Annotated in this window: 18 protein-coding genes and 5 tRNA genes; 20 read left to right on the top strand and 3 right to left on the bottom strand. The window is 36.0% G+C overall.

All coding sequences use genetic code 11. The features are described 5' to 3' along the window. The first annotated feature begins 47 nt into the window (after nucleotides 1–47). Nucleotides 48–1214 (top strand): acyl-CoA dehydrogenase family protein, encoded by a 1167-nt coding sequence (locus JS605_RS17135; RefSeq protein ID WP_203258954.1) that lies wholly within the window; start codon nucleotides 48–50, stop codon nucleotides 1212–1214. A gap of 179 nt (nucleotides 1215–1393) precedes the next feature. On the opposite strand, the gene JS605_RS17130 is transcribed toward JS605_RS17135, so the two are convergent. After that, a complete protein-coding gene (locus JS605_RS17130; protein ID WP_203258953.1) occupies nucleotides 1394–2272 on the bottom strand; it encodes an alpha/beta hydrolase in 879 nt (292 codons plus the stop codon). 202 nt (nucleotides 2273–2474) lie between these two features. Here JS605_RS17130 and rpsU point away from each other — a divergent pair, with 202 nt between their 5' ends. From rpsU to JS605_RS17040, 18 genes are all read left to right on the top strand, one after another. Continuing rightward, nucleotides 2475–2669: a 30S ribosomal protein S21 gene (rpsU, locus tag JS605_RS17125; RefSeq protein ID WP_203258952.1), complete on the top strand. Its 195-nt coding sequence runs from the start codon at nucleotides 2475–2477 to the stop codon at nucleotides 2667–2669. A 142-nt stretch (nucleotides 2670–2811) separates the two neighbouring features. Continuing rightward, nucleotides 2812–3702 carry a tyrosine-type recombinase/integrase gene (locus JS605_RS17120; RefSeq protein ID WP_203258951.1) on the top strand — a complete coding sequence of 297 codons (891 nt, stop codon included), beginning with the start codon at nucleotides 2812–2814 and terminating at the stop codon, nucleotides 3700–3702. 136 nt (nucleotides 3703–3838) lie between these two features. Beyond that, a complete protein-coding gene (gene hpf / locus JS605_RS17115) occupies nucleotides 3839–4141 on the top strand; it encodes a ribosome hibernation-promoting factor, HPF/YfiA family (RefSeq protein ID WP_203258950.1) in 303 nt (100 codons plus the stop codon). 99 nt (nucleotides 4142–4240) lie between these two features. Further along, nucleotides 4241–4314, top strand: a tRNA-Thr gene (locus tag JS605_RS17110). A gap of 83 nt (nucleotides 4315–4397) precedes the next feature. Beyond that, a tRNA-Tyr gene (locus JS605_RS17105) sits at nucleotides 4398–4480 on the top strand. 42 nt (nucleotides 4481–4522) lie between these two features. Then, nucleotides 4523–4595: transfer RNA gene (locus tag JS605_RS17100), tRNA-Gly, on the top strand. Between the two features lie 59 nt (nucleotides 4596–4654). Next, nucleotides 4655–4726, top strand: a tRNA-Thr gene (locus JS605_RS17095). Nucleotides 4727–4833: 107 nt separating this feature from the next. After that, a complete protein-coding gene (gene tuf, locus JS605_RS17090) occupies nucleotides 4834–6021 on the top strand; it encodes an elongation factor Tu (protein ID WP_203258949.1) in 1188 nt (395 codons plus the stop codon). Between the two features lie 115 nt (nucleotides 6022–6136). Next, a tRNA-Trp gene (locus tag JS605_RS17085) sits at nucleotides 6137–6209 on the top strand. A 68-nt stretch (nucleotides 6210–6277) separates the two neighbouring features. After that, nucleotides 6278–6472 (top strand): preprotein translocase subunit SecE, encoded by a 195-nt coding sequence (secE, locus tag JS605_RS17080; RefSeq protein ID WP_203258948.1) that lies wholly within the window; start codon nucleotides 6278–6280, stop codon nucleotides 6470–6472. A 9-nt stretch (nucleotides 6473–6481) separates the two neighbouring features. Beyond that, nucleotides 6482–7036 (top strand): transcription termination/antitermination protein NusG, encoded by a 555-nt coding sequence (nusG, locus tag JS605_RS17075; protein ID WP_203258947.1) that lies wholly within the window; start codon nucleotides 6482–6484, stop codon nucleotides 7034–7036. Between the two features lie 69 nt (nucleotides 7037–7105). Then, nucleotides 7106–7543, top strand: coding sequence for a 50S ribosomal protein L11 (gene rplK, locus JS605_RS17070; protein ID WP_092577137.1), 438 nt, complete (start codon nucleotides 7106–7108; stop codon nucleotides 7541–7543). A gap of 20 nt (nucleotides 7544–7563) precedes the next feature. After that, nucleotides 7564–8253: a 50S ribosomal protein L1 gene (gene rplA / locus JS605_RS17065; RefSeq protein ID WP_203258946.1), complete on the top strand. Its 690-nt coding sequence runs from the start codon at nucleotides 7564–7566 to the stop codon at nucleotides 8251–8253. Nucleotides 8254–8272: 19 nt separating this feature from the next. Beyond that, a complete protein-coding gene (rplJ, locus tag JS605_RS17060) occupies nucleotides 8273–8794 on the top strand; it encodes a 50S ribosomal protein L10 (protein WP_203258945.1) in 522 nt (173 codons plus the stop codon). Between the two features lie 63 nt (nucleotides 8795–8857). Then, complete coding sequence (gene rplL, locus JS605_RS17055; protein WP_203258944.1) at nucleotides 8858–9238, top strand: 50S ribosomal protein L7/L12; 381 nt, start codon at nucleotides 8858–8860, stop codon at nucleotides 9236–9238. 196 nt (nucleotides 9239–9434) lie between these two features. Next, the gene (gene rpoB / locus JS605_RS17050) at nucleotides 9435–13247 is read left to right on the top strand and encodes a DNA-directed RNA polymerase subunit beta (protein WP_203258943.1); all 3813 of its coding nucleotides are present in this window, start codon (nucleotides 9435–9437) and stop codon (nucleotides 13245–13247) included. An 81-nt stretch (nucleotides 13248–13328) separates the two neighbouring features. Continuing rightward, a complete protein-coding gene (gene rpoC, locus JS605_RS17045; protein ID WP_203258942.1) occupies nucleotides 13329–17630 on the top strand; it encodes a DNA-directed RNA polymerase subunit beta' in 4302 nt (1433 codons plus the stop codon). Between the two features lie 88 nt (nucleotides 17631–17718). Continuing rightward, nucleotides 17719–18036 carry a DUF3467 domain-containing protein gene (locus tag JS605_RS17040; RefSeq protein ID WP_130938142.1) on the top strand — a complete coding sequence of 106 codons (318 nt, stop codon included), beginning with the start codon at nucleotides 17719–17721 and terminating at the stop codon, nucleotides 18034–18036. A gap of 105 nt (nucleotides 18037–18141) precedes the next feature. Here JS605_RS17040 and JS605_RS17035 read toward each other — a convergent pair whose 3' ends face one another. Beyond that, nucleotides 18142–18375 (bottom strand): (4Fe-4S)-binding protein, encoded by a 234-nt coding sequence (locus tag JS605_RS17035; RefSeq protein WP_203258941.1) that lies wholly within the window; start codon nucleotides 18373–18375, stop codon nucleotides 18142–18144. Between the two features lie 124 nt (nucleotides 18376–18499). Next, on the bottom strand, nucleotides 18500–20089 hold the full coding sequence (locus JS605_RS17030) for a peptide chain release factor 3 (RefSeq protein WP_203258940.1): 1590 nt from the start codon (nucleotides 20087–20089) through the stop codon (nucleotides 18500–18502). A gap of 406 nt (nucleotides 20090–20495) precedes the next feature. Between JS605_RS17030 and JS605_RS17025 the strand changes: the two genes are divergently transcribed. Continuing rightward, a partial coding sequence (locus JS605_RS17025; protein ID WP_203258939.1) for an Ig-like domain-containing protein occupies nucleotides 20496–24925 on the top strand: 4430 nt, incomplete at its 3' end.

The following is a 24925-nucleotide window of genomic DNA, read 5'->3' as shown; positions in this document are numbered from 1 at the left end:
TCTTTTCAAACCAAGCAGAGTTTTAATGTTTATTTAAAAATTAGAGTATGACAAGTATGTACTTCACTGAAGAGCACAATCTCTTTAGAAAAAGTTTACAAGATTTCCTTAAAAAAGAAGTAGTTCCACATATTGAAGATTGGGAAAAATCTGGAGAAATCGATAAATCTGTTTGGTTAAAGTTTGGAGAAATGGGATTTTTCGGTATAAATTACCCAGAAGCTTATGGTGGATTAGATCTAGACTTATTTTACACCATAATTTTACTAGAAGAGCTACAAAAAATAAATTCAGGAGGATTTGCGGCAGCGGTTTGGGCACATGTGTATTTAGCAATGACACACATAAATGCTGAAGGCGATGAAGCTATCAAAGAAAAATATTTAACACCAAGTATTACTGGCGAAAAAATAGGTTGCTTGTGTATTACGGAACCTTTTGGAGGGAGTGATGTTGCTGGTATGCGCACTACAGCAGTAAAAAAAGGAGATACTTATGTAATTAACGGCTCTAAAACCTTTATAACCAATGGTGTTAGTAGTGATTATTTGGTAATTGCAGCAAAAACAAGTCCAGAATTAGGAAACAAGGGCATCAGCATTTTTGTTATAGATAGGGAAACTCCAGGCGTATCTGCCACCAAACTTGACAAATTAGGTTGGCGCGCTTCAGATACTGGAGAAATAGCTTTTGATAATGTTATTATCCCAGCAAGTAACTTAATGGGGGAAGAAAACAAAGGCTTTCCATACATTATGCAGCATTTCTCATTAGAGCGTTTAATAATGGGGGTAAATGCCCATGCTCGTGCAGAATTTGCTTTAGAGTATGCGCAGCAATACATGAGTGAGCGTACTGCATTTGGTAAAAGTATAGATAAGTTTCAGGCGTTAAGACATAAAGTGTCTGATTTGTATGCCGAGTTAGATGTATGCAAGCATTACAATTACACTGTAGCCAATGCACTAGATAAAGGACAGTATGTGGTTAAAGAAGCTACAATTTCAAAATTACAATCCACCAAAATGGCCGATGAGGTCATTTATCAATGTTTACAGTTTTTAGGTGGCTACGGTTATATGGAAGAGTATCCTATGGCACGTTTGTTTAGAGACAGTAGACTGGGGCCAATAGGTGGAGGAACTTCAGAAATCCTTCGAGAAATTTTGGCTAAAATCATTATTGATAAAAAAGAGTACAAACCTGCAACATAATATTGTTTTTCACTACACATCTTAGATGTATGGATTGGCTAATGTTGTTTGGTTTAGTTTGAAATTAGTTTTTTACGAGGGTTGTCCAAAGTTCTGGCCTATAGGGTTTTGTGTAAATTTAGGAAAAAAGACTTGCTTTTTAACTTAGTTCTTTGTTGGGAATTCGCTCTTCTGTTCTACTATTCTTTTTCTTTTAAATTGTTTTTTATGAACTCTAAAGCATCTAACATTGAATCTTCTACACATATTTTGTTGTGTTTTCCATTTGTAACCCTAAATTCATGTTCAATTTTATTTTGATGAAATAATATATGCAATTTGGCATTAGGAAGTGAGTGGAAATCGTCATCGCAGGTTTGGATAAACCACTTTTTACTTTTCAGAATTTTTGTATTTACCTTTTCAGCAATATAGAGAGCATTGTTATTGATATAAACCTCATTTGTTCTTTCTTTTGGACTCAGGTTTTCTCCGTACAAATGCGCATGAAAGTGTTGATAATACTTCTCTAAATCTTCAACCATTTGTTTTTTTGTGCTTATCGCACCCATAAAACTTACACAAATCCCAAACTCTTCAGGGTTTAACATGGTAAATCTTAAGGCACCAAACCCTCCCATTGACAATCCCATAACAACGGTTTTTTGTGAAGATTCTGTCAATACATACTTTTTTTTCATTTCAGGAATAAATTCAGAGATAAACATTGTTGCGTATTTCTCTTTACCAGCATAGTCATCAATATACCAAGATTTGCCTCCATTAGGTGCAATTATAATTGTTTCTGGAAAACTATCTTTTACTATTAAAGAATCAATTTGTTTAATAAAACGTTTAGTGTGGAGACTATTGTTATTCCCTCCAAAACCGTGCAGGTAATAGATTGTGGGGTATGTCTTTATTGTATCATAATTGGGAGGTAAATAAATATTGTACTTAACTCCTCTGTTTAAAACTTTACTTTGGATAATTTGATTTTCAAAAATTTTTCCTTGTTGTCCAAAAATTGAGGTATTTGAAAAAAGGATTAAAACTATTAAAATGTATTTTATATTCATATTAGCGAGTTAAAGGTGATCTTACTTCTAGAGGTGCGTATCATTTCAATAGCTTAGATCTAACATTAAACGAAAGTAGACGAAAATTTTTACCAAGTCAAATTTCAACATATCAAAAAATATTAATTTATGGTATTGTAAAATATAGATTACTTTTTATATTTGCACCCTGAAAATTCTAAAAGAGAGGAGGTTAGAGTCTATGTTAGTAATACCAATTAAAGAAGGAGAAAATATAGATAGAGCGTTAAAGCGTTACAAAAGAAAGTTTGATAGAACAGGAAGAAAACGTGCATTGCAATCGCGTAAGCAGTTTTTAAAACCTTCAGTTGAGCGTAGAGCACAAATTCAAAAAGCGCAATACATTCAAAAACTGAGAGATGCTGAAAACATCTAAAACGCATATCAAAATCCCGCAATTTGCGGGATTTTTTATTTCCACTTATATTTTTATTAGTATAAGATTGATGTAATTTTTGCAAGCCAATGACTTTCATCATAAGGTCAAAAAATTGTATATTAGAACCTCAATCCAACATATGCTATTCAAATCATTCATAGACTACCTGCTTCTAGAGAAAAACTATTCCAAGCTTACGGCGCAGGCCTACCTATCCGATTTAGAAGCGTTTAAAAGTTTTGTAGAAGCTGAGTATGGTACAACGTCTATAAAACATATTAATTATGCCCAAATACGCACATGGATTGTGTCTCTGGTTGAAACTGGGTTAACCAACCGAAGTATCAACAGAAAAATATCGTCCTTAAGCACCTTTTACAAGTTTTTATTAAAAGTGGGAGATGTTAAGCACAACCCGCTAGCAAAACACAAAGCTTTAAAAACAAGTAAAAAAGTACAGATACCATTTTCAGAACAAGAAATAGATGCAGTGTTAAATGCACTTGATTTTAACGATTCTTTTGAGGGTATAAGAGATAAACTCATAATAGAATTATTTTATTCAACAGGTATACGCCGTATAGAACTTGTTGAATTAAAACTACAAGACATAGATATATATCAAAAAACCATTAAAGTTCTAGGGAAAAGAAATAAGGAGCGTATTGTCCCATTGTTAAATTCAGTAAAGGAAACACTAAAAAAATACTTAAGGGAAAGAAGCGGTTTAACGCATATTGCAGATGGAGAGTACTTATTTTTAACAAAAAAAGGAACTAAAATATATGAAACACTTGTTTACAGAGTTATAAATGATTATTTTAGTCAGGCTTCCTCAAAGGTAAAAAAGAGTCCTCACATATTAAGGCACTCGTTTGCGACACATTTATTAAACCAGGGAGCAGATTTAAATGCTGTTAAAGAGCTTCTTGGTCATACAAGTTTAGCAGCCACACAGGTTTATACACACAACAGTATAGCCGAATTAAAAAAAGTACATTTAAAGGCGCACCCTAGAAGTAAAAAATAGCATCTTTAAATAATTGTCTAACCAAAAATGGTGTTACATGAAATTTACCTAAAATGAAGTGGTAACTATTACTATTGCAACTATGCCAAGGTCTAGGTAAATTACATCTAATTCTATTTAAAAACGTAAAGAACAGATGAAAGTAAACACACAATCCATTAATTTTAATGCAGATAGAAAGTTAATAGACTTTATTCAAAAGCGAATGGATAAGTTAGATATGTATTATGATAAGGTAATTAAATCTGATGTGTATCTTAAGGTTGAAAACACTAGCGATAAGGAAAATAAAATATTTGAAGCTAAGGTAAGTGTTCCAGGTGATAGTTTTATTGTAAAGAAGCAATGTAAAACCTTTGAAGAAGGTACAGATACAGCAGTGGCATCGCTAGAAAGACAGTTAAAAAAGCGCAAAGAAAAATTAAGAGCCCACACATGATAATTTTTTTTAAAAAAATGTTTTGAATAATTAAATAAATATATACATTTGCAGTCCGTTAGAAATAGCGGACTTTTTTATGTGAAAAAAGTAATAAAAGCCGATATAGCTCAGCTGGCTAGAGCAGCTGATTTGTAATCAGCAGGTCGTGGGTTCGAGTCCCTCTATCGGCTCTTAAAATTCCTGCAAAAGCAGGAATCCCAAGATGAGAATTTTGGGATTTTGTTCTTTAAGATATTGGAATTTTAAACATTTTGGGAAGATACTCAAGCGGCCAACGAGGACAGACTGTAAATCTGTTGGTTTTTACCTTCGCAGGTTCGAATCCTGCTCTTCCCACTTTTAAAATTCTGAATCCAGAATTCTGAATTCAGAATTAATGCGGGAGTAGCTCAGTTGGTAGAGCGTCAGCCTTCCAAGCTGAATGTCGCCGGTTCGAACCCGGTCTCCCGCTCAAAATTCCTGCGAAGGCAGGAATCTCATTTAATTTAAATGAGGATGTAAACACTTTACGCCGGCGTAGCTCAGGGGTAGAGCGTTTCCTTGGTAAGGAAGAGGCCACGGGTTCAAATCCCGTCGTTGGCTCTAAAATTGAGAAATTATCACGTTAATAGCGTGATTGTTGGCTTTATAAAAAAAAGGAAAAAGAATACACTAATATTATTATATAACTAAGATTAAATTATTTTAACATGGCAAAGGGAACTTTTGATCGTTCAAAACCACACTTAAATATAGGTACTATTGGACACGTAGATCACGGTAAAACAACTTTAACAGCTGCTATTACAAAAGTATTGGCTGACGCAGGTTTATCTGAGGCTAAGGATTTCGATCAAATCGATAACGCTCCAGAAGAAAAAGAAAGAGGTATTACAATTAATACATCTCACGTAGAATATCAAACTGCTAACCGTCACTATGCTCACGTTGACTGTCCAGGTCACGCCGATTATGTGAAGAACATGGTAACTGGTGCTGCTCAAATGGACGGTGCTATTTTGGTAGTTGCTGCTACTGATGGTCCTATGCCACAAACTCGTGAGCACATCTTATTAGGTCGTCAGGTAGGTATTCCTCGTATCGTTGTTTTCTTAAACAAAGTTGATATGGTGGATGATGAGGAGCTTTTAGAGCTTGTAGATATGGAAGTTAGAGACTTATTGAACTTCTACGAGTACGATGGAGACAATGGTCCTGTAATTTCAGGTTCAGCTCTTGGTGCGCTTAACGGAGAGCAAAAGTGGGTTGATACTGTATTAGAATTGATGGAAGCTTGTGATTCTTGGATTGAAGAGCCAGTTCGTGATATGGATAAGCCTTTCTTAATGCCAATTGAAGATGTATTCTCTATTACTGGTCGTGGTACTGTTGCAACTGGTAGAATAGAAACTGGTGTAGCAAACACTGGAGATCCTGTAGAGATTATTGGTATGGGTGCTGAGAAATTAACATCTACTATTACTGGTATCGAGATGTTCCGTCAAATATTAGATAGAGGTGAAGCTGGAGATAACGCTGGTATCTTATTAAGAGGTATTGAGAAAACTCAAATCTCAAGAGGTATGGTTATCACTAAGCCAGGTTCTGTAACACCACACCAAAAATTTAAGGCTGAGGTTTATATCCTTAAAAAAGAAGAAGGTGGTCGTCACACACCATTCCATAATAACTACCGTCCGCAGTTCTACGTTCGTACAACTGACGTAACTGGAAACATCGCGCTTCCTGATGGTGTTGAAATGGTAATGCCTGGAGATAACTTAACAATTACTGTTGAGTTAATTCAACCAATTGCAATGAACGTAGGTTTACGTTTCGCTATCCGTGAAGGAGGTAGAACAGTTGGTGCAGGTCAGGTAACTGAGATTTTAGACTAAACACTAGTTTAATATAATATAGACTCACAAGGTATTACGCTCTGGCGTAATGCCTTTTGACTTATATTTAAGAGTTTGGAAATTTTGGAATTTATTTTTTAGAATTTCTAAGTCTACGGGTTTAGCTCAGTTGGTAGAGCACTGGTCTCCAAAACCAGGTGTCGGGAGTTCGAGTCTCTCAACCCGTGCGAAGAAAATCGGGTAATAATTTACTCAAGAATTTAAATAGGATGGAAGTCCTAGAAAAAAATATAAAATGGCTGGAATTGTAACATACGTAAAAGAATCGTTCGACGAACTAAAAAATAATGTGTCATGGCCTTCATGGGCAGAGGCACAAAGTTTAACAGTTTTAGTAGCTGTGTTTTCAATCATATTCTCTTTAGCAATTTGGGGAGTAGATACAGTTTTCAGCAAGGTAATTACAGCTTACTTTGATTTAATTAAATAATAACGTTTTATGTCTGAAGTAAGCGAAAAAAAGTGGTACGTTGTTAGGGCTGTAAGCGGTCAAGAAAACAAAATAAAAACCTATATCGAGAACGAAATTGCTCGATTGGGAATGCAAGATTATGTAGACCAAGTATTAGTGCCTACAGAAAAGGTAATACAAATTCGTAACGGAAAGAAAATTCAAAAAGAGAAAGTATTCTTTCCAGGATACATTATGATTCAAGCGAATTTAACTGGAGAGGTACCACATGTAATAAAAGGTATAACCAATGTTATTGGTTTTTTAGGAGAAACCAAAGGTGGAGATCCAGTACCATTAAGGCAATCTGAAGTAAACAGAATGCTAGGTAAGGTTGATGAATTAACGGTAGATGAAAACGTACACGTGGCAATTCCGTTTACTAAAGGAGAAACTGTTAAGGTTATCGATGGACCATTCAACGGATTTGATGGAACTATTGAGAACATTAATGAAGAAAAACGTAAGCTTGAGGTAATGGTAAAGATTTTCGGAAGAAAAACACCATTAGAGTTAAGCTACATGCAAGTAGAGAAAATTTAATAATTGTTACATATCCAGATAAGTTTAGAGCTTCCAAAACTAAATCTTATCAAATTTAAATTTTAAAAAATGGCAAAAGAGTTAGGTAAAGTAGTTAAGCTACAAGTTAGGGGAGGTGCAGCGAATCCATCGCCACCGGTTGGACCCGCTCTAGGTGCTGCTGGGGTAAACATTATGGAGTTCTGTAAGCAATTTAATGCGAGAACCCAAGATAAAGCAGGTAAAGTATTACCAGTAGTTATCTCTGTTTACAAGGATAAGTCTTTCGATTTCGTAATCAAGACACCTCCAGCTGCAGTACAATTATTAGAAGCGGCCAAGGTGAAGAAGGGTTCTGGTGAACCAAACAGAAAAAAAGTAGCTAAAGTGTCTTGGGACCAAGTAAAAACAATAGCTGAAGACAAAATGCAAGATTTAAATGCATTTACAGTGGAATCTGCTATGAAAATGGTTGCTGGTACCGCAAGATCAATGGGAATCACTGTAACAGGGAAATTCCCTTCTTAATCTATTAAAGACATTAGAAAATGGCAAGATTAACAAAAAAGCAAAAAGAGGCTTTAGCGAAAATAGAAAAAGGTAAACTGTATTCTGTTGATGAAGCATCTGCATTAATCAAAGAAATTACCAATGCTAAATTTGATGCATCTGTTGATATAGCAGTGCGTTTAGGAGTAGATCCTAGAAAAGCAAACCAAATGGTAAGAGGTGTTGTATCTCTTCCACATGGTACAGGTAAAGATAAAAAAGTATTAGCACTAGTAACTCCGGACAAAGAAGCTGAGGCTAAAGAGGCTGGAGCAGATTATGTTGGTCTAGACGAATACCTTGATAAAATTAAAGGTGGATGGACTGACGTGGACGTTATTATTACTATGCCAAGTGTTATGGGTAAATTAGGCCCTCTAGGACGTGTATTAGGTCCTCGTGGTTTAATGCCAAACCCAAAAACAGGTACAGTAACAATGGATGTAGCTAAAGCAGTTAGTGAAGTAAAAGCTGGTAAAATTGACTTTAAAGTTGATAAAACAGGTATCGTACATGCTGCTATAGGAAAAGCATCATTTAGTGCTGATAAAATTGCGGGTAACGCAAATGAATTATTACAAACATTAATTAAATTAAAACCAACTACTGCAAAGGGAACTTATGTGAAGAGCATTTTTATGTCTTCTACAATGAGTCCTAGTGTTGCTGTAGATCCTAAAATTGGTTAATTAGTTAAACACTTTTATTATGACAAGAGAAGAAAAATCACAAGTAATTGAAGACTTAACTGCACAATTAGCCGATAATGCAAATATTTATTTAACAGATATTTCAGGATTAAATGCAGGAACCACTTCAGATTTACGTCGTGCTTGTTTCAAGGCTAACGTAAGTATGGCCGTAGTTAAGAATACATTACTTGAAAAAGCAATGGAAGCTTCAGATAAAGAATTTGGAGAACTTCCAACAGTTTTAAAAGGTAATACATCTATCATGTTCGCCGAAGCAGGTAATGCACCGGCCAAAGTAATTAAAGCTTTTAGAAAAAAATCAGAAAAACCATTATTAAAGGGTGCTTTCATTGAAGAGGCTATTTACATTGGTGATGAACAATTAGATGCATTAGTAGACATTAAGTCTAAAGATGAGTTGATCGGAGAAATCGTAGGATTACTTCAATCTCCTGCTAAAAATGTTATTTCTGCACTTAAATCAGGTGGAGGAACATTGGCAGGTATCATTAAAACATTATCCGAAAAAGAAGGATAAGCAAATAAGTACGCACTTTTTACAATTATATTATTATTAAAACATTTTTAAAACGATAGAAAAATGGCAGATTTAAAAGATTTCGCAGAACAATTAGTTAACTTAACAGTAAAAGAAGTTAATGAGTTAGCTACTATATTAAAAGATGAGTATGGTATCGAGCCTGCTGCTGCAGCTGTAGCTGTTGCTGCTGGTGGAGGTGCTGCTGGTGGTGGAGATGCTGCTGAGGAAAAATCAGAATTCGATGTAATTCTTAAGGCCGCAGGAGGTTCTAAATTAGCAGTAGTAAAATTAGTTAAGGAATTAACTGGTCTTGGTTTAAAAGAAGCTAAAGGATTAGTTGATGACGCTCCATCTCCAATTAAAGAAGGTGTAGCTAAAGATGAAGCTGAAGCTCTAAAATCTCAATTAGAAGAAGCAGGAGCAGAGGTTGAGCTTAAGTAAGCTTAATTACTCAACAATACAAAGGTTTAGGTCTATCACGCCACTGGCGTGATAACACCTAGACCATTTTGCGTATATAAACATACACGTAAATAAATTGTAAAAGCAGTCGGTTTAGTAGGTTTAAAAATTAGACTGTTTCCCTAGTGTTTAAAAGCACTATCAAAATATTTTTTAATCAAAATTTCGTCCATTGATGTTGTCAACGCAAGCTGAAAGATTAAATTTCTCCTCTATTGTAAATAGAACGGAATATCCAGATTTCTTGGATATCCAGATTAAATCCTTCCAGGATTTTTTCCAATTAGAAACAAAATCTGAAGAAAGAGGTGATGAAGGGTTATATAATACCTTCATGGAAAACTTTCCAATTACAGATTCTCGTAATCAATTCGTTTTAGAATTTTTAGATTACTTTATTGATCCTCCACGTTATGCTATTGAAGAGTGTATAGAGAGAGGATTAACGTATAGTGTGCCCTTAAAAGCACGATTAAAATTATACTGTACCGATCCTGAGCATGAAGATTTTGAAACTATCGTTCAAGATGTTTATTTAGGAACAATTCCTTACATGACGCCAAGTGGTACTTTCGTTATTAATGGTGCTGAGCGTGTTGTAGTATCTCAATTACACCGTTCGCCAGGGGTGTTCTTTGGTCAGTCTTTCCATGCCAACGGTACAAAATTATATTCAGCTAGGGTAATTCCATTCAAGGGATCTTGGATAGAATTTGCAACAGATATCAATCAGGTAATGTATGCCTATATTGATAGAAAGAAGAAATTACCTGTTACTACTTTATTCCGTGCGATTGGTTTCGAACGTGATAAGGATATTTTAGAAATTTTTGATTTAGCAGAAGAAGCTAAAGTTTCTAAAACAGGGTTAAAGAAATATTTAGGACGAAAATTAGCTGCACGTGTACTGAATACATGGCATGAGGATTTTGTTGATGAAGATACAGGTGAGGTAGTATCAATTGAGCGTAACGAGATTGTGCTTGATCGTGATACTATTTTAGATAAAGAAAACATAGAAGAAATTCTTGAAGCTGGAGTAAAAACTATCTTATTACACAAAGAAAGTAATGAGCAAGGTGATTATGCAATTATCCACAATACGCTTCAAAAAGATCCAACAAACTCTGAAAAAGAAGCTGTTGAACATATCTACAGACAATTACGTAATGCAGAGCCGCCAGATGAGGAAACTGCACGTGGAATTATAGATAAGTTGTTTTTCTCAGACCAACGTTACTCTTTAGGAGAAGTAGGTCGTTATAGAATGAATAAGAAATTAGGTCTTGATATTGGAATGGATAAGCAAGTGCTTACCAAAGAAGATATCATTACCATTATAAAATATTTAATTGAGTTAATCAACTCTAAAGCAGAGATTGATGATATTGATCACTTATCTAACCGTCGTGTACGTACAGTAGGTGAGCAATTATCATCTCAATTTGGTGTTGGTTTAGCACGTATGGCACGTACCATTCGCGAGCGTATGAACGTTCGTGATAATGAGGTGTTTACACCTATAGATTTGATTAATGCGAAGACATTATCTTCAGTTATTAACTCATTCTTCGGTACAAACCAGTTATCTCAATTTATGGATCAAACCAATCCATTAGCAGAGATTACACATAAACGTCGTTTATCAGCTTTAGGACCTGGAGGTCTTTCAAGAGAAAGAGCAGGTTTCGAGGTTCGTGACGTTCATTATACGCATTACGGACGTTTATGTCCTATAGAAACACCAGAAGGACCAAACATTGGTTTGATTTCTTCATTATCTGTATATGCGAAAGTAAACTCGATGGGATTCATTGAAACACCATATAGAAAAGTTGAAAATGGTATAGTAGATATTAAGAATGCACCAACGTATTTAAGTGCAGAAGAGGAAGAAGAAAAATTAATTGCTCAAGCTACAGTAGAAGTAGATCAAGATGGTAAGATTCTGCATGATAAGGTAATTGCACGTATGGAAGGGGATTTCCCAGTGATTGAACCAAGTAACTTGCATTACACTGATGTTGCGCCAAACCAAATTTCATCTATCTCGGCATCATTAATTCCGTTCCTAGAGCATGATGATGCAAACCGAGCATTGATGGGATCAAACATGATGCGTCAGGCAGTTCCTTTATTACGTGTAGATGCACCAATTGTAGGTACAGGTTTAGAGCGTCAAGTAGCATCAGATTCTAGAGTATTAGTTAATGCTGAGGGAAATGGAGAAGTACTTTATGTAGATGCAAATGAAATTAAAATACGTTACGATCGTACTGAGGATGAAGCTAAAGTAAGTTTTGATTCTGATATTAAAACCTATCAATTAGTAAAATTTAGAAAAACAAACCAAGGTACATCCATCAACTTGAAACCAATCGTGGTAAAAGGAGATAAGGTAACCAAAGGTCAAGTATTATGTGAAGGTTATGCAACTCAAAAAGGAGAGTTAGCACTTGGTAGAAATATGAAAGTAGCCTTCATGCCTTGGAAAGGATATAACTTTGAGGATGCGATTGTAATTTCTGAAAAAGTTGTTCGTGAAGATATTTTTACATCCATTCATATTGATGAATATTCTCTTGAGGTTAGAGATACTAAACTCGGTAATGAGGAATTAACAAATGACATTCCAAATGTTTCAGAAGAGGCTACTAAAGACCTTGATGAACACGGAATGATTCGTGTGGGTGCTGAAGTAAAACCTGGCGATATCTTAATTGGTAAGATTACACCAAAAGGTGAGTCTGATCCAACACCAGAAGAAAAATTATTACGTGCTATCTTCGGGGATAAGGCTGGAGATGTTAAAGATGCATCATTAAAAGCATCACCTTCATTGAATGGTGTTGTTATTGATAAAAAATTATTCGCTAGAGCAGTAAAGGATAAACGTAAAAGAGCACAGGATAAAGATGATATTTTGGCGCTTGAGGCACAATACGACAGAAAGTTTGATGAATTAAAAGATGTTTTAGTTGATAAGCTTTTTGCAATTGTAAATGGAAAAACAGCTCAAGGTATCTTTAACGATTTAGGAGAAGAAGTATTACCAAAAGGTAAAAAATTCACTTTAAAGATGTTAAATGCAGTAGATGATTATGCGCATTTAGTGTCAGGTAAGTGGACTACTGACGATCATACCAATAAATTAGTTGCCGATTTAATTCACAACTACAAGATTAAAGAAAACGATTTACAAGGATCGTTACGTCGCGAGAAGTTTACGATTTCTGTTGGAGATGAATTACCAGCAGGTATCATCAAGCTAGCCAAAGTTTACATAGCTAAGAAACGTAAACTTAAAGTAGGAGATAAAATGGCAGGACGTCACGGTAACAAAGGTATTGTTGCTCGTATCGTTCGTCAAGAAGATATGCCATTCTTGGAAGATGGAACCCCAGTTGATATCGTATTAAATCCACTTGGTGTACCATCACGTATGAACATTGGGCAAATTTATGAAACGGTATTAGGATGGGCAGGTCAAAAATTAGGACGCAAGTATGCTACGCCTATTTTTGATGGTGCAACAATTGATCAAATTAATGGATTTACAGATGAAGCTGGAATCCCAAGATACGGTCATACCTATTTATATGATGGTGGAACAGGAGATCGTTTCGATCAACCTGCAACTGTTGGAGTTATCTACATGTTGAAACTAGGACATATGGTAGATGATAAAATGCACGCACGTTCTATTGGACCTTACTCATTAATTACGCAACAGCCTCTTGGTGGTAAAGCACAATTTGGTGGTCAGCGTTTTGGTGAGATGGAAGTTTGGGCACTTGAAGCATACGGTGCATCAAGTACCTTACGTGAGATCTTAACTGTAAAATCTGATGATGTAATTGGAAGAGCCAAAACTTACGAAAGTATAGTGAAAGGCGAGCCAATGCCAGATCCAGGTTTACCAGAATCTTTCAATGTACTAATGCATGAATTGAAAGGTTTAGGATTAGACATCAGGTTAGAGGAGTAAAATTAAAAGTTGGCAGTAAACAGTCGCAGTAAACAGTAATTTTCTATCGACTAAAAGCTAACAACTAAAGACTAAAAAAACATGGCAAGAAAACAAGATAAAAATGCAGTTAAGAGGTTTAATAAAATCTCAATTGGTTTAGCATCACCAGAATCTATTTTAGCGGAATCTAGAGGTGAGGTTTTAAAACCAGAAACTATCAATTATCGAACACATAAACCAGAGCGTGATGGTTTATTCTGTGAGCGTATTTTTGGTCCTGTAAAGGATTACGAATGTGCTTGCGGTAAATATAAAAGAATACGTTACAAAGGTATTGTTTGCGACCGTTGTGGTGTAGAAGTTACAGAGAAAAAGGTACGTAGAGACCGTGTAGGGCACATTAACCTTGTTGTACCAGTAGCACACATATGGTACTTCCGTTCTTTACCAAATAAAATAGGTTATTTATTAGGTTTACCATCTAAGAAATTAGATATGATTATTTACTACGAACGATATGTAGTAATACAGCCAGGTAGTGCTAAAAACGAAGAAGGCGAACCATTACAAAAAATGGATTTCCTTACTGAGGAGGAATACCTTAATATCCTAGAAGAGTTACCTCAAGATAACCAGTATTTAGAAGACACAGATCCTAACAAGTTTATTGCTAAGATGGGAGCAGAGTGTTTAATAGATCTATTAGCACGTATCGATTTAGAAGGGTTGTCGTATGAGTTACGTCATAAAGCAAATACAGAAACCTCTAAGCAACGTAAAACAGAAGCTTTAAAGCGTTTACAAGTTGTAGAGTCGCTTAGAGAATCTAACAATAATAGAGAAAACAGACCAGAGTGGATGATAATGAAGGTTATTCCAATCATTCCACCAGAATTACGTCCGTTAGTACCATTAGATGGAGGACGTTTCGCAACTTCTGATTTAAATGACCTTTACCGCCGTGTTATTATCCGTAACAACCGTTTAAAGCGTTTGGTAGAGATAAAAGCACCAGAAGTAATTTTACGTAATGAAAAACGTATGTTACAAGAATCTGTAGATTCATTATTTGATAACACACGTAAATCTTCAGCAGTAAAAACAGATTCTAACCGTCCGTTAAAATCGTTATCAGATTCTTTAAAAGGTAAGCAAGGGCGTTTCCGTCAAAACCTTTTAGGTAAGCGTGTAGATTATTCAGCACGTTCTGTAATTGTTGTTGGTCCAGAATTAAAATTATTCGAATGTGGATTGCCAAAGAACATGGCGGCTGAATTATACAAGCCTTTTGTAATTAGAAAGTTAATAGAAAGAGGTATTGTAAAAACTGTAAAATCTGCAAAGAAAATTATAGACAAAAGAGAGCCGGTGGTTTGGGACATCTTGGAAAACGTCCTTAAAGGGCATCCAGTGTTACTAAACCGTGCGCCAACGCTTCACCGTTTAGGTATACAAGCCTTCCAGCCTAAATTAATAGAAGGTAAAGCGATACAATTACACCCATTAGTATGTACGGCATTTAATGCTGATTTCGATGGGGATCAAATGGCGGTACATTTACCATTGGGACCAGAAGCAATTCTAGAGTGTCAATTACTAATGTTAGCGTCTCATAACATATTAAACCCAGCTAATGGTTCACCAGTAACCGTACCTTCTCAGGATATGGTACTTGGGTTGTATTATATGACAAAAGAGCGTAAATCTACTCCAGAATTACCAATTAAAGGAGAAGGTTTAACATTCTATTCGCCAGAAGAAGTCGAGATTGCGTTTAATGAAAAGCGTGTAGACTTAAATGCTGGAATTAAGGTAAGAACTATTGATATTAATGAAGATGGAAAGCTTGATAGAATGATTGTTACAACTACGGTTGGACGCGTATTATTTAATCAGCATGTACCACAAGCGGCAGGATATATCAATCAGGTATTAACCAAGAAGTCATTAAGAGATATTATTGGAAGAATCTTAAAAGTAACTTCAGTTCCTGAAACAGCTGAATTCCTCGATGCGATTAGAACATTAGGATTTAAGTTTGCTTTCCAAGGGGGATTATCATTTAGTTTAGGTGATATTATTATTCCTCAAGAAAAGCAAAGTATGATTGATAAAGCCAATGGATTAGTGGATGGTATTACCGGAAACTATAACATGGGACTTATTACCAATAACGAACGTTATAATCAGGTTATTGATATTTGGACATCTACTAATGCAGAGTTGACCGAATTATCCATGAAACGTATTAGAGAAGATCAACAAGGATTTAACTCTGTGTTTATGATGCTTGATTCTGGAGCACGTGGATCTAAAGAACAGATTCGTCAGCTTACAGGTATGCGTGGATTAATGGCAAAACCTAAAAAATCTAATGCAGGAGGAGGAGAAATTATTGAAAACCCAATTCTTTCTAACTTTAAAGAAGGACTTTCAATTTTAGAATACTTTATTTCTACGCACGGTGCGCGTAAAGGACTTGCAGATACTGCATTAAAAACTGCAGATGCAGGATACCTAACGCGTCGTTTAGTGGATGTATCACAAGATGTAATTATAAACAGTGTAGATTGTGGTACCTTAAGAGGAGTAGAAGTAGCACCTTTAAAGAAAAATGATGAAGTTGTTGAGACTTTAGAGGAAAGAATCGTTGGGCGTGTTGCATTAAATGATACCTACAATCCACAAACAGATGAATTGTTAGTTGCCGCTGGAGAATTAATTGATGATGAAATAGCTAAGGCTATTGGAGATTCTCCAATAGAGACTTTAGAAGTTAGATCTCCATTAACATGTGAAGCTAAAAAAGGTATCTGTGCTAAATGTTACGGACGTAACCTAGCTACAGGTAAAATGGTACAACGTGGAGAGGCTGTTGGTGTAGTTGCCGCACAGTCTATTGGAGAACCAGGAACACAGTTAACATTACGTACATTCCACGTGGGAGGTATTGCAGGTAACATTTCCGAAGAAAATAAACTGGCAGTTAAGTTTGATGGTATTGCAGAAATTGAAGACTTAAAGACGGTAAAAGGAGAAGATAGCGAAGGTAACATTGCAGACATTGTAATTTCTCGTACTTCTGAAATTAAACTTGTAGACAAGAAAACTGGTATTACTTTAAGTACTAACAATATTCCTTATGGATCTACTATTTTCATAGAGAATGGTCAAGAATTGAAGAAAGGAGATGTAGTTTGTCAATGGGATCCATATAATGGTGTAATTATCTCAGAGTTTGCTGGTAAAGTAAGATATGAAAATATCGAACAAGGTGTGACATATCAAGTTGAAATTGATGAACAAACCGGATTCCAAGAGAAAGTAATTTCAGAATCCAGAAATAAAAAGTTAATCCCAACACTACATATTGAAGATAGTAAAGGAGAAACGATGCGTTCATACAACTTACCAGTTGGAGCACACTTGATGATTGATGATGGAGAAGAAATTAAGGTAGGTAAAATTTTAGTGAAGATACCTCGTAAATCTGCCAAAGCAGGGGATATTACAGGTGGTTTACCAAGAGTAACAGAGTTGTTCGAAGCACGTAACCCGTCTAACCCAGCTGTAGTAAGTGAGATTGATGGTGTAGTATCATTTGGTAAAATTAAGAGAGGTAATCGTGAGATTATAGTAGAATCCAAATTAGGTGAGATTAAAAAATACTTAGTGAAGTTATCAAACCAAATTCTGGTTCAAGAAAATGATTTCGTGAAAGCTGGTATGCCATTATCTGATGGGTCTATCACACCAAATGATATTTTAAATATTAAGGGGCCTTCAGCGGTTCAGCAATATTTAGTAAACGAAGTACAAGAGGTATACCGTTTACAAGGTGTGAAGATCAACGATAAACACTTTGAAGTTGTAGTTAGACAGATGATGCGTAAAGTTAGAATTATAGATTCTGGTGATACCATTTTCTTAGAAGATCAATTAGTTCATAAGAGTGATTTCATTGAAGAAAATGATGAAATCTTTGGAATGAAAGTTATTGAAGATGCTGGAGATTCTACAAACCTAAAAGCAGGTCAGATTGTATCACCTCGTGAATTAAGAGACGAAAATTCTATTTTACGTAGAGAAGACAAGAAACTTGTTGAAGCTAGAGATGCGAAACCAGCAACGGCAACACCTATATTACAGGGTATTACCAGAGCTTCGCTTCAAACTAAATCATTTATCTCTGCTGCATCGTTCCAGGAAACAACTAAGGTGTTGAATGAAGCGGCAGTTGCAGGTAAGGTTGATACTCTAGAAGGACTTAAAGAAAATGTAATTGTTGGACACAGAATTCCAGCAGGTACAGGTATGAGAAATTATACTGATATCATAGTAGGTTCTAAGGAGGAATTTGATGAAATGATGCAAGTAAAACAAGAAATGAATTTTAATTAATTGTCATTCCTGCGAAGGCAGGAATCTAAAACATAAAAAGCCTTCATGTGTATTAACCTTGAAGGCTTTTTTATTTAATATTTTAATTATGGCAGACGAAAAAGACAACCAAAAACAAGGGCAAATCAATATAGAGTTAGATGAAAAAGTTGCAGAGGGAACTTATTCTAATTTAGCAATTATCAACCACTCTGTTTCAGAGTTTGTTGTAGATTTTGTTAATATTATGCCCGGAGTTCCTAAAAATAAAGTAAAATCTAGAATTATATTAACACCCCAACATGCAAAACGCCTATTGAAAGCTTTAGGGGATAATGTAGCAAGATTTGAAAACGCCCATGGTGAAATTAAAGATTATGAGCAACCACCAATCCCTCTTAATTTTGGGCCTACAGGGCAAGCTTAACATCTATAATGTCACTAACCCACTATTTTTAATAGTGTAGTGATGTAGAGTATAAAAATAAAAAATCCTTTGAATTATTATTTTCAAAGGATTTTTTTATTATAATTAAATAACTAGTTTTTGATATTTCTTATGGTATTGTAATGCGCCTGAAGGACACCTTTTTATTTGTTTAATGATATCTTCAGTTTTGCCATCGTCTAGGTTTACCCAAGGGATAACACTATCACTAAAAACGTTTGATAATTCTTTAGCACACTTTCTGGAAAGTTGGCATATACAAGGGTCGTAGGTTACCGTAATATCTTTATTACTAAATTCTTTAGATTCTATTTCCATGGTATATCAATTTGGGGTTTGATTACATTTAAAATTATAGATTCATCGTTTTTGATAATGAAAAAATCGTTAAATAGCTCAAAAAGCAAGATTAAATCATGATTTTCGATGAAATACATTCGCATTATTCGAATTCTGATGTGAAATGGAATTTTATACTCGGATATTTTTGCTGAGTCATTTGTAAAGAAAATGCTGAATCTGCTAGAAATACAAGCTGATTTTGTTTGTCTTTAGCCAAAAAGCGTTGTTTCACTCTTAAAAAGTCTTTGTATTCGTCATTTTTATCATCCTCAGGATCAACCCAACAGGCCTTATGCACATTTAAGTTTTCATAGGTGCATTTGGCACCATATTCATGCTCTAGTCTATATTGGATTACTTCGTATTGAAGTGCACCTACAGTACCAATTACTTTTCTGCCATTCAACTCTAAAGTAAATAATTGAGCAACACCTTCATCCATAAGCTGATCGATACCTTTATATAATTGTTTAGATTTTAAAGGATCTGCATTGTTAATATATCTAAAGTGTTCAGGAGAAAAACTTGGGATGCCCTTGTAGTTTAAAACTTCTCCTTCAGTAAGCGTATCCCCAATTTTAAATGTTCCAGTATCTTGTAAACCCACAATATCACCAGGATAAGATATATCTACGATTTCCTTCTTTTCAGCAAAAAATGCATTTGGACTGGAAAACTTCACTTTTTTATTATGTCTTACGTGTAAGTATGGGGTATTTCTTTTAAATTCTCCAGAAACTATCTTAATAAAAGCTAATCGGTTTCTATGATTTGGGTCCATGTTAGCATGGATTTTAAATACAAAACCACTAAATTTTTTCTCATCAGGATTTACCAAGCGTTCTTCACTATTTTTAGGTCTTGGTTTAGGGGCAATTTCAACAAAACAATCCAATAATTCCCTAACACCAAAATTATTTAAAGCTGAGCCAAAAAATACAGGTTGAAGGTTACCATTTAAATACTCATCCTTATCAAAGGATGGATAAATGCCTTCAACTAACTCAATTTCTTCTCTTAGTGTATTTGCAGCATCCTCACCTACTAGAGTATCCAATTCAGAAGAAGATAAATCTGAAATCTCTAAGGTTTCTTCAATATTCTTTCTACTATCCCCACTAAATAGGTTAATGTTCTTTTCCCAAATATTGTAAATGCCCTTAAACTCGTATCCCATTCCAATAGGAAAGCTTAAAGGTGTAACCTTTAATCCAAGTTTTTGTTCTACTTCATCCAATAGGTCAAAAGCATCTTTACCCTCTCTATCTAGTTTGTTAATAAAAACAATCATAGGAATGTTACGCATCCTACATACTTCAACTAACTTTTCAGTTTGCTCTTCCACACCTTTAGCCACATCTATAACTACAATAACACTGTCTACAGCAGTTAGCGTTCTAAAAGTGTCTTCAGCAAAATCTTTATGACCAGGAGTATCAAGAATATTAATTTTTATACCATCATATTCAAAAGCTAAAACAGAGGTGGCTACAGAGATACCACGTTGCCTTTCAATCTCCATAAAATCACTAGTAGCTCCTTTTTTTATTTTATTGCTTTTAACGGCACCAGCCTCTTGAATAGCACCACCAAAGAGTAATAATTTTTCAGTTAAAGTGGTTTTACCAGCATCAGGATGAGAGATGATGCCAAAGGTACGTCTGCGCTCTATTTCTTTAAGAAAGGACATAAAAATTAAATTTCGGCAAATATAAACTATCTTAATAGTCTCCAAAACATTCTTGTTCTTAAAGTGACTTATTTTTATTTAGAGTGTCCTAAAATTATAGCTGTTTTTTTTCTAATTTAAATTTGCCTTATTGTTAACAAATGTTAATTTGTGAATTGAAAAAGCATGTGAGCTATATAGAAATACCATTCCTTATCATTATTCTTAAAATATTAATGGATTGTTTATTGTATAAATGTACTTATAATATAGTAACTATGTTAACGATATTAAAATTTAAAAAAAAATAAATTTCTTATAAAAGTAACATTTTATCGATTATATTTGTTTTTTAACGATAATTTAAATGTGTTTTTATACTCTTCATGAATTATCACAACTAATTAAACTAAAGTTTTAAACATATATGAATAATAATCAACTATTAAGTACTATTAAAAAGAGATTATTTTTATTGGTTATCTTTTTGTCTATTAGTTTTCTGGATGCGCAAACTAAGGGATTAATTATTGAACCTTCAACAGGTTCTGGTACTTCGATTTTAGATCCCAATGGAGATGGATATGTATCAAATTCGACTACAGGTTTTATAGGAAATGATTCTACGGAAAGTGAAATACCATATATGCCATTTATATTTCCTGGAGCAGAACCTACAAGTGATTTAAATAATGGACCAAATTGTGGATTTAATGATTTTGTGGATTCTGGATCATTTGATCCTGCATTGTCGTATGTAGATGGTAGTGGAAATTGGTTATTTAGAATGCGTCTTGGAGATATATCCAATAATGCGAAAAGTTATAGTATACTGGTAGATACAGATGGTTTATTTGGGAATTCTGGATCCAATTCAGATCCTGATTACACTCTAGATAACCCAGGTTTTGAAGTGGAAATTGTATTAGGTACGAAGTTTGGAGTATATATGTATAATGTAGATGGTGTTCCTAACTGTACACCAGTAGTAGAGTATTTAGGAACGGATCATTATCAGAAATCATTGGCGCTTTCAGAGGTATGTGGAGACCCAGATTATTTTTTGGATTTTTATGTTGAAGCTTCAGATTTAAGTGGTCTTGGTATAACGTCTTCTACACCAATAAGAATGGTAATAGTGGATAATATGGCTGCAAAGTCTTCCACAATTTGTCAGCCTTCTTCGGCATCTGATATAGCAGGTGTTGGTGATTGTCAAAATCTTGCAGATTGTTATGAAGAAATTATAGATAATCAAGGACCATGTTCACTGGCAGATATAAATGCTGGAAATTGTGAGTCTAAATCCTCTTGTCCAAATATAGACGGACCCATTGATGCTGGAGCTTCTGCAGTGTCAGGAACCACTTCTGAAGCAGATGGTACTAGTATTAATGTCTATAAAGATGGTTTTTTTATAGGGGCTACAAGTAGTTCTGGAGGTGTTTGGAGTTTAACGGGTATATCTCCAGTTTTAGCATCAAATGAAATAATAACAGCTACAGCTCAAGCATCAGGTAAGACCGAGTCGGATTCTGATTGTAGTAATACAACGGTGGGTGTTACATGCTCTGATCCTCCTACCTCTGCTATACATTGTGGAAAAAGCATTTCTGGTTTAGCACCAGTTCCTGGGGCTGTGATTAATGTATATTTTAATGATAGTACAACGCCTTTATCCCCAACATCAGGTACAGTATTTACATCAGGAGAAATAACAGTTTCATCGACAGCTCATGGGGCTAATGGAACTGATAATTTTCTTTGGAAGTGTGTAGGTACAGGGCCATCAACACAATGTAATGCTTCTGGTCCAGCCTGTTTGGCAGACGGTGTTTACAGAATAACAGCAACAGAACCTGGAAAGTGCGAATCTTCTCCTGTTTACGTTTGTATTGGTACTAGCGGGGATACAGCAACACCAAGCATTACAACTACCCCTGTAAATACGTCAACCACATCAATTTCTGGAACTATACCATCTCCTGATAATATAGCAGGAGATATTTCTGTATTGTTATTTATTAACGGAGTGCAATCTGGCACAACTACAACCACTGCTGGCGGAGCTTGGACGATTGGCGGATTGTCGCTAAATGCTTGTGATACAATAACTGTAAGTGCAATTAGAACTGGTGGAACTCCAAAATGTACATCCCCTCTATCTAGCCCAGTAACTGTATTAGGTGAGTCTTCGGGTGTACCTCAAATAACAGGTGAGTATTGCGCATTAGGAACTATTACAACCGTAAATGGAATATCTGGAGAGGAAGACGGAACTATAATTACAGTTTTTGAAAATGGTATAGTTGAAGGAACAACAACCGTTACTTCTGGAGCATGGTCTTTAACAACGGCGAGTATAAGTGTTGGAAGTACAATTACAGCTTCCGCAACGAATAATGGTTTATGTAAAACAGAAAGCGCACAATCCTCAGGAGTGGTTGTGGGTTCTAAAACAACAAATGCTGTAGCCATTACTACTAGTCCAATAATAGAACAATCTACTTCTATTTCCGGAACAGGTACTGATAATGATATTATTACACTTTATGTTGATGGCTTTCAGGTTACTGGTGTTTCTGCAACCGTATCCGGAGGTATTTGGACTATGACTGGAATTCCAGATTTTGAGTTTTATACTAGTGGAGAGGTAACGGTAAGAGCTACATCCCCAGGAGGGTGCGCTTCTGACCCTTCAGCAAGTGTTATTGTTGATTGCATAAGCCCTAATTCTACTTTAACCGTAAATCCAGATAATGAATCGATTTGTGAGGGCTCTATAGTAGCTAACATTGATATTTTAAATTCTGAAAATCTGATCATATACCAACTGTTTTTAGATGACGAAGTTACTCCAACGGGATCATCGGTATTAGGTAATGGAGGGACAATTACTTTATCGAGCGGTGTTTTAAATGCTTCTACCATACTAAAAGTAAAATCTATAAAATTGCCACCAGGTAGTTGTGAGGTGTTTTTATCTGATAATATACCAGTTACGGTTAATGCTCAGCCTGATTTGAGTTTGACTGTAGGAGTTTCAGAAAATCCAATTTGTGAAGGAACATCTACCAATATTTTAGTAGAATCATCCGAAACAGGTGTTTCATACCAATTAAGAGATGATTCAGATGATTCCATTATTGGGGCTCCAGTAATTGGAGATGGCAATACTATTAATTTGTTCACGGGCAATTTAAGTGCAGATAAAACATTTAATGTTTTAGCGACGGGAGCTTCACCATCCAGCTGCTCTGGTCAATTAGATACGACAGTTACAGTTTCTGTAACTGCTGCTCCAGAAGCAGGAGTTAGTAGCGGTACAATATCTATCTGTTCAACGGGTAGTGTTACAGAGGCAGATCTTTTAACTAACCTTTCTGGGGAGGATCTTGGTGGAAGTTGGACGGACGCAGGTAACAATGCGGTAGTTTTCCCAATTATGGACTCAGGTATATACACTTATACCATAAACGGTGCCGGTGTATGCTCTACTGAAAGTGATACAGCTACTATAAACGTAAACGTAACTCCACAACCCGAAGCAGGAGTATTATCCGGAGATACTTCATTTTGTATTGGACAAACGTTTCTCATTACCAGCAATGGTGATACTGGTGGAAACTGGACAAGTTCTAATTCTTCCGTTGCCACTGTTGATGCTGTAGGTGAAATAACAACAATAGCATCTGGTAGTACAACAATTACATATACAGTTAATGCAACATCACCTTGTACTGGAAATGATACCGCTACAATTGATATTACCGTATCTAATTGTACCCCAACCGCCGTAGACGATACTGCCAGTGTGGACGAAGACGATACAGTTAACATCACAGTATTGGACGATGACAATTTTGGAGGCGATGGCCCCAGCACAGGCACTATCAGTATTACCAGTGTCCCAACCAATGGAGTAGCGACAGTAAATGATGGCGGCACCCCCAACGACCCTACAGATGATACAATAGACTACACCCCCAATGCAGACTACAACGGTCCCGATCAAATCACTTATGAGATCTGTGATGCCGATGGGGACTGCACCACGGCAGTAATAGATGTAACGGTCAACCCAGTAGACGATACACCAACTGCCGTAGACGACACGGTCAGTGTGGATGAAGATGACACTGTAAACATTGTCGTACTAGACGATGACAATTTTGGCGGCGATGGTCCCAGCACAGGCACTATCAGTATTACCAGTGGTCCAACCAATGGAGTAGCGACAGTAAACGATGGCGGTACACCAAACGATCCAACCGACGATACGATAGATTACACACCAAACGCAGATTACAATGGTCCCGATCAAATCACTTATGAGATCTGTGATGCCGATGGGGACTGTACCACCGCAGTAATAGATGTCACGGTCAACCCAGTAGACGATACGCCAACGGCAGTGGACGATACGGCCAGTGTGGACGAGGACGATACGGTAAACATTATAGTATTAGACGATGATGATTTTGGCGGCGACGGCCCCAGCACCGGCACCATAAACATAACAAGTGCCCCAACCAATGGAGTAGCGACAGTAAATGATGGGGGTACACCAAACGACCCAACCGATGATACGATAGATTACACACCAACCGCAGACTACAACGGCCCAGATCAAATAACCTATGAGATCTGTGATGCAGATGGGGACTGTACCACCGCAGTAATAGATGTCACGGTCAACCCAGTAGACGATACGCCAACGGCAGTGGACGATACGGCCAGTGTGGACGAGGACGATACGGTAAACATTATAGTATTAGACGATGATGATTTTGGCGGCGACGGCCCCAGCACCGGCACCATAAACATAACAAGTGCCCCAACCAATGGAGTAGCGAC

It is taken from the genome of Hyunsoonleella ulvae (assembly GCF_016827605.1).
GTDB classification, from domain to species: domain Bacteria; phylum Bacteroidota; class Bacteroidia; order Flavobacteriales; family Flavobacteriaceae; genus Jejuia; species Jejuia ulvae.
This window is presented reverse-complemented; position numbering and strand designations above follow the sequence as displayed.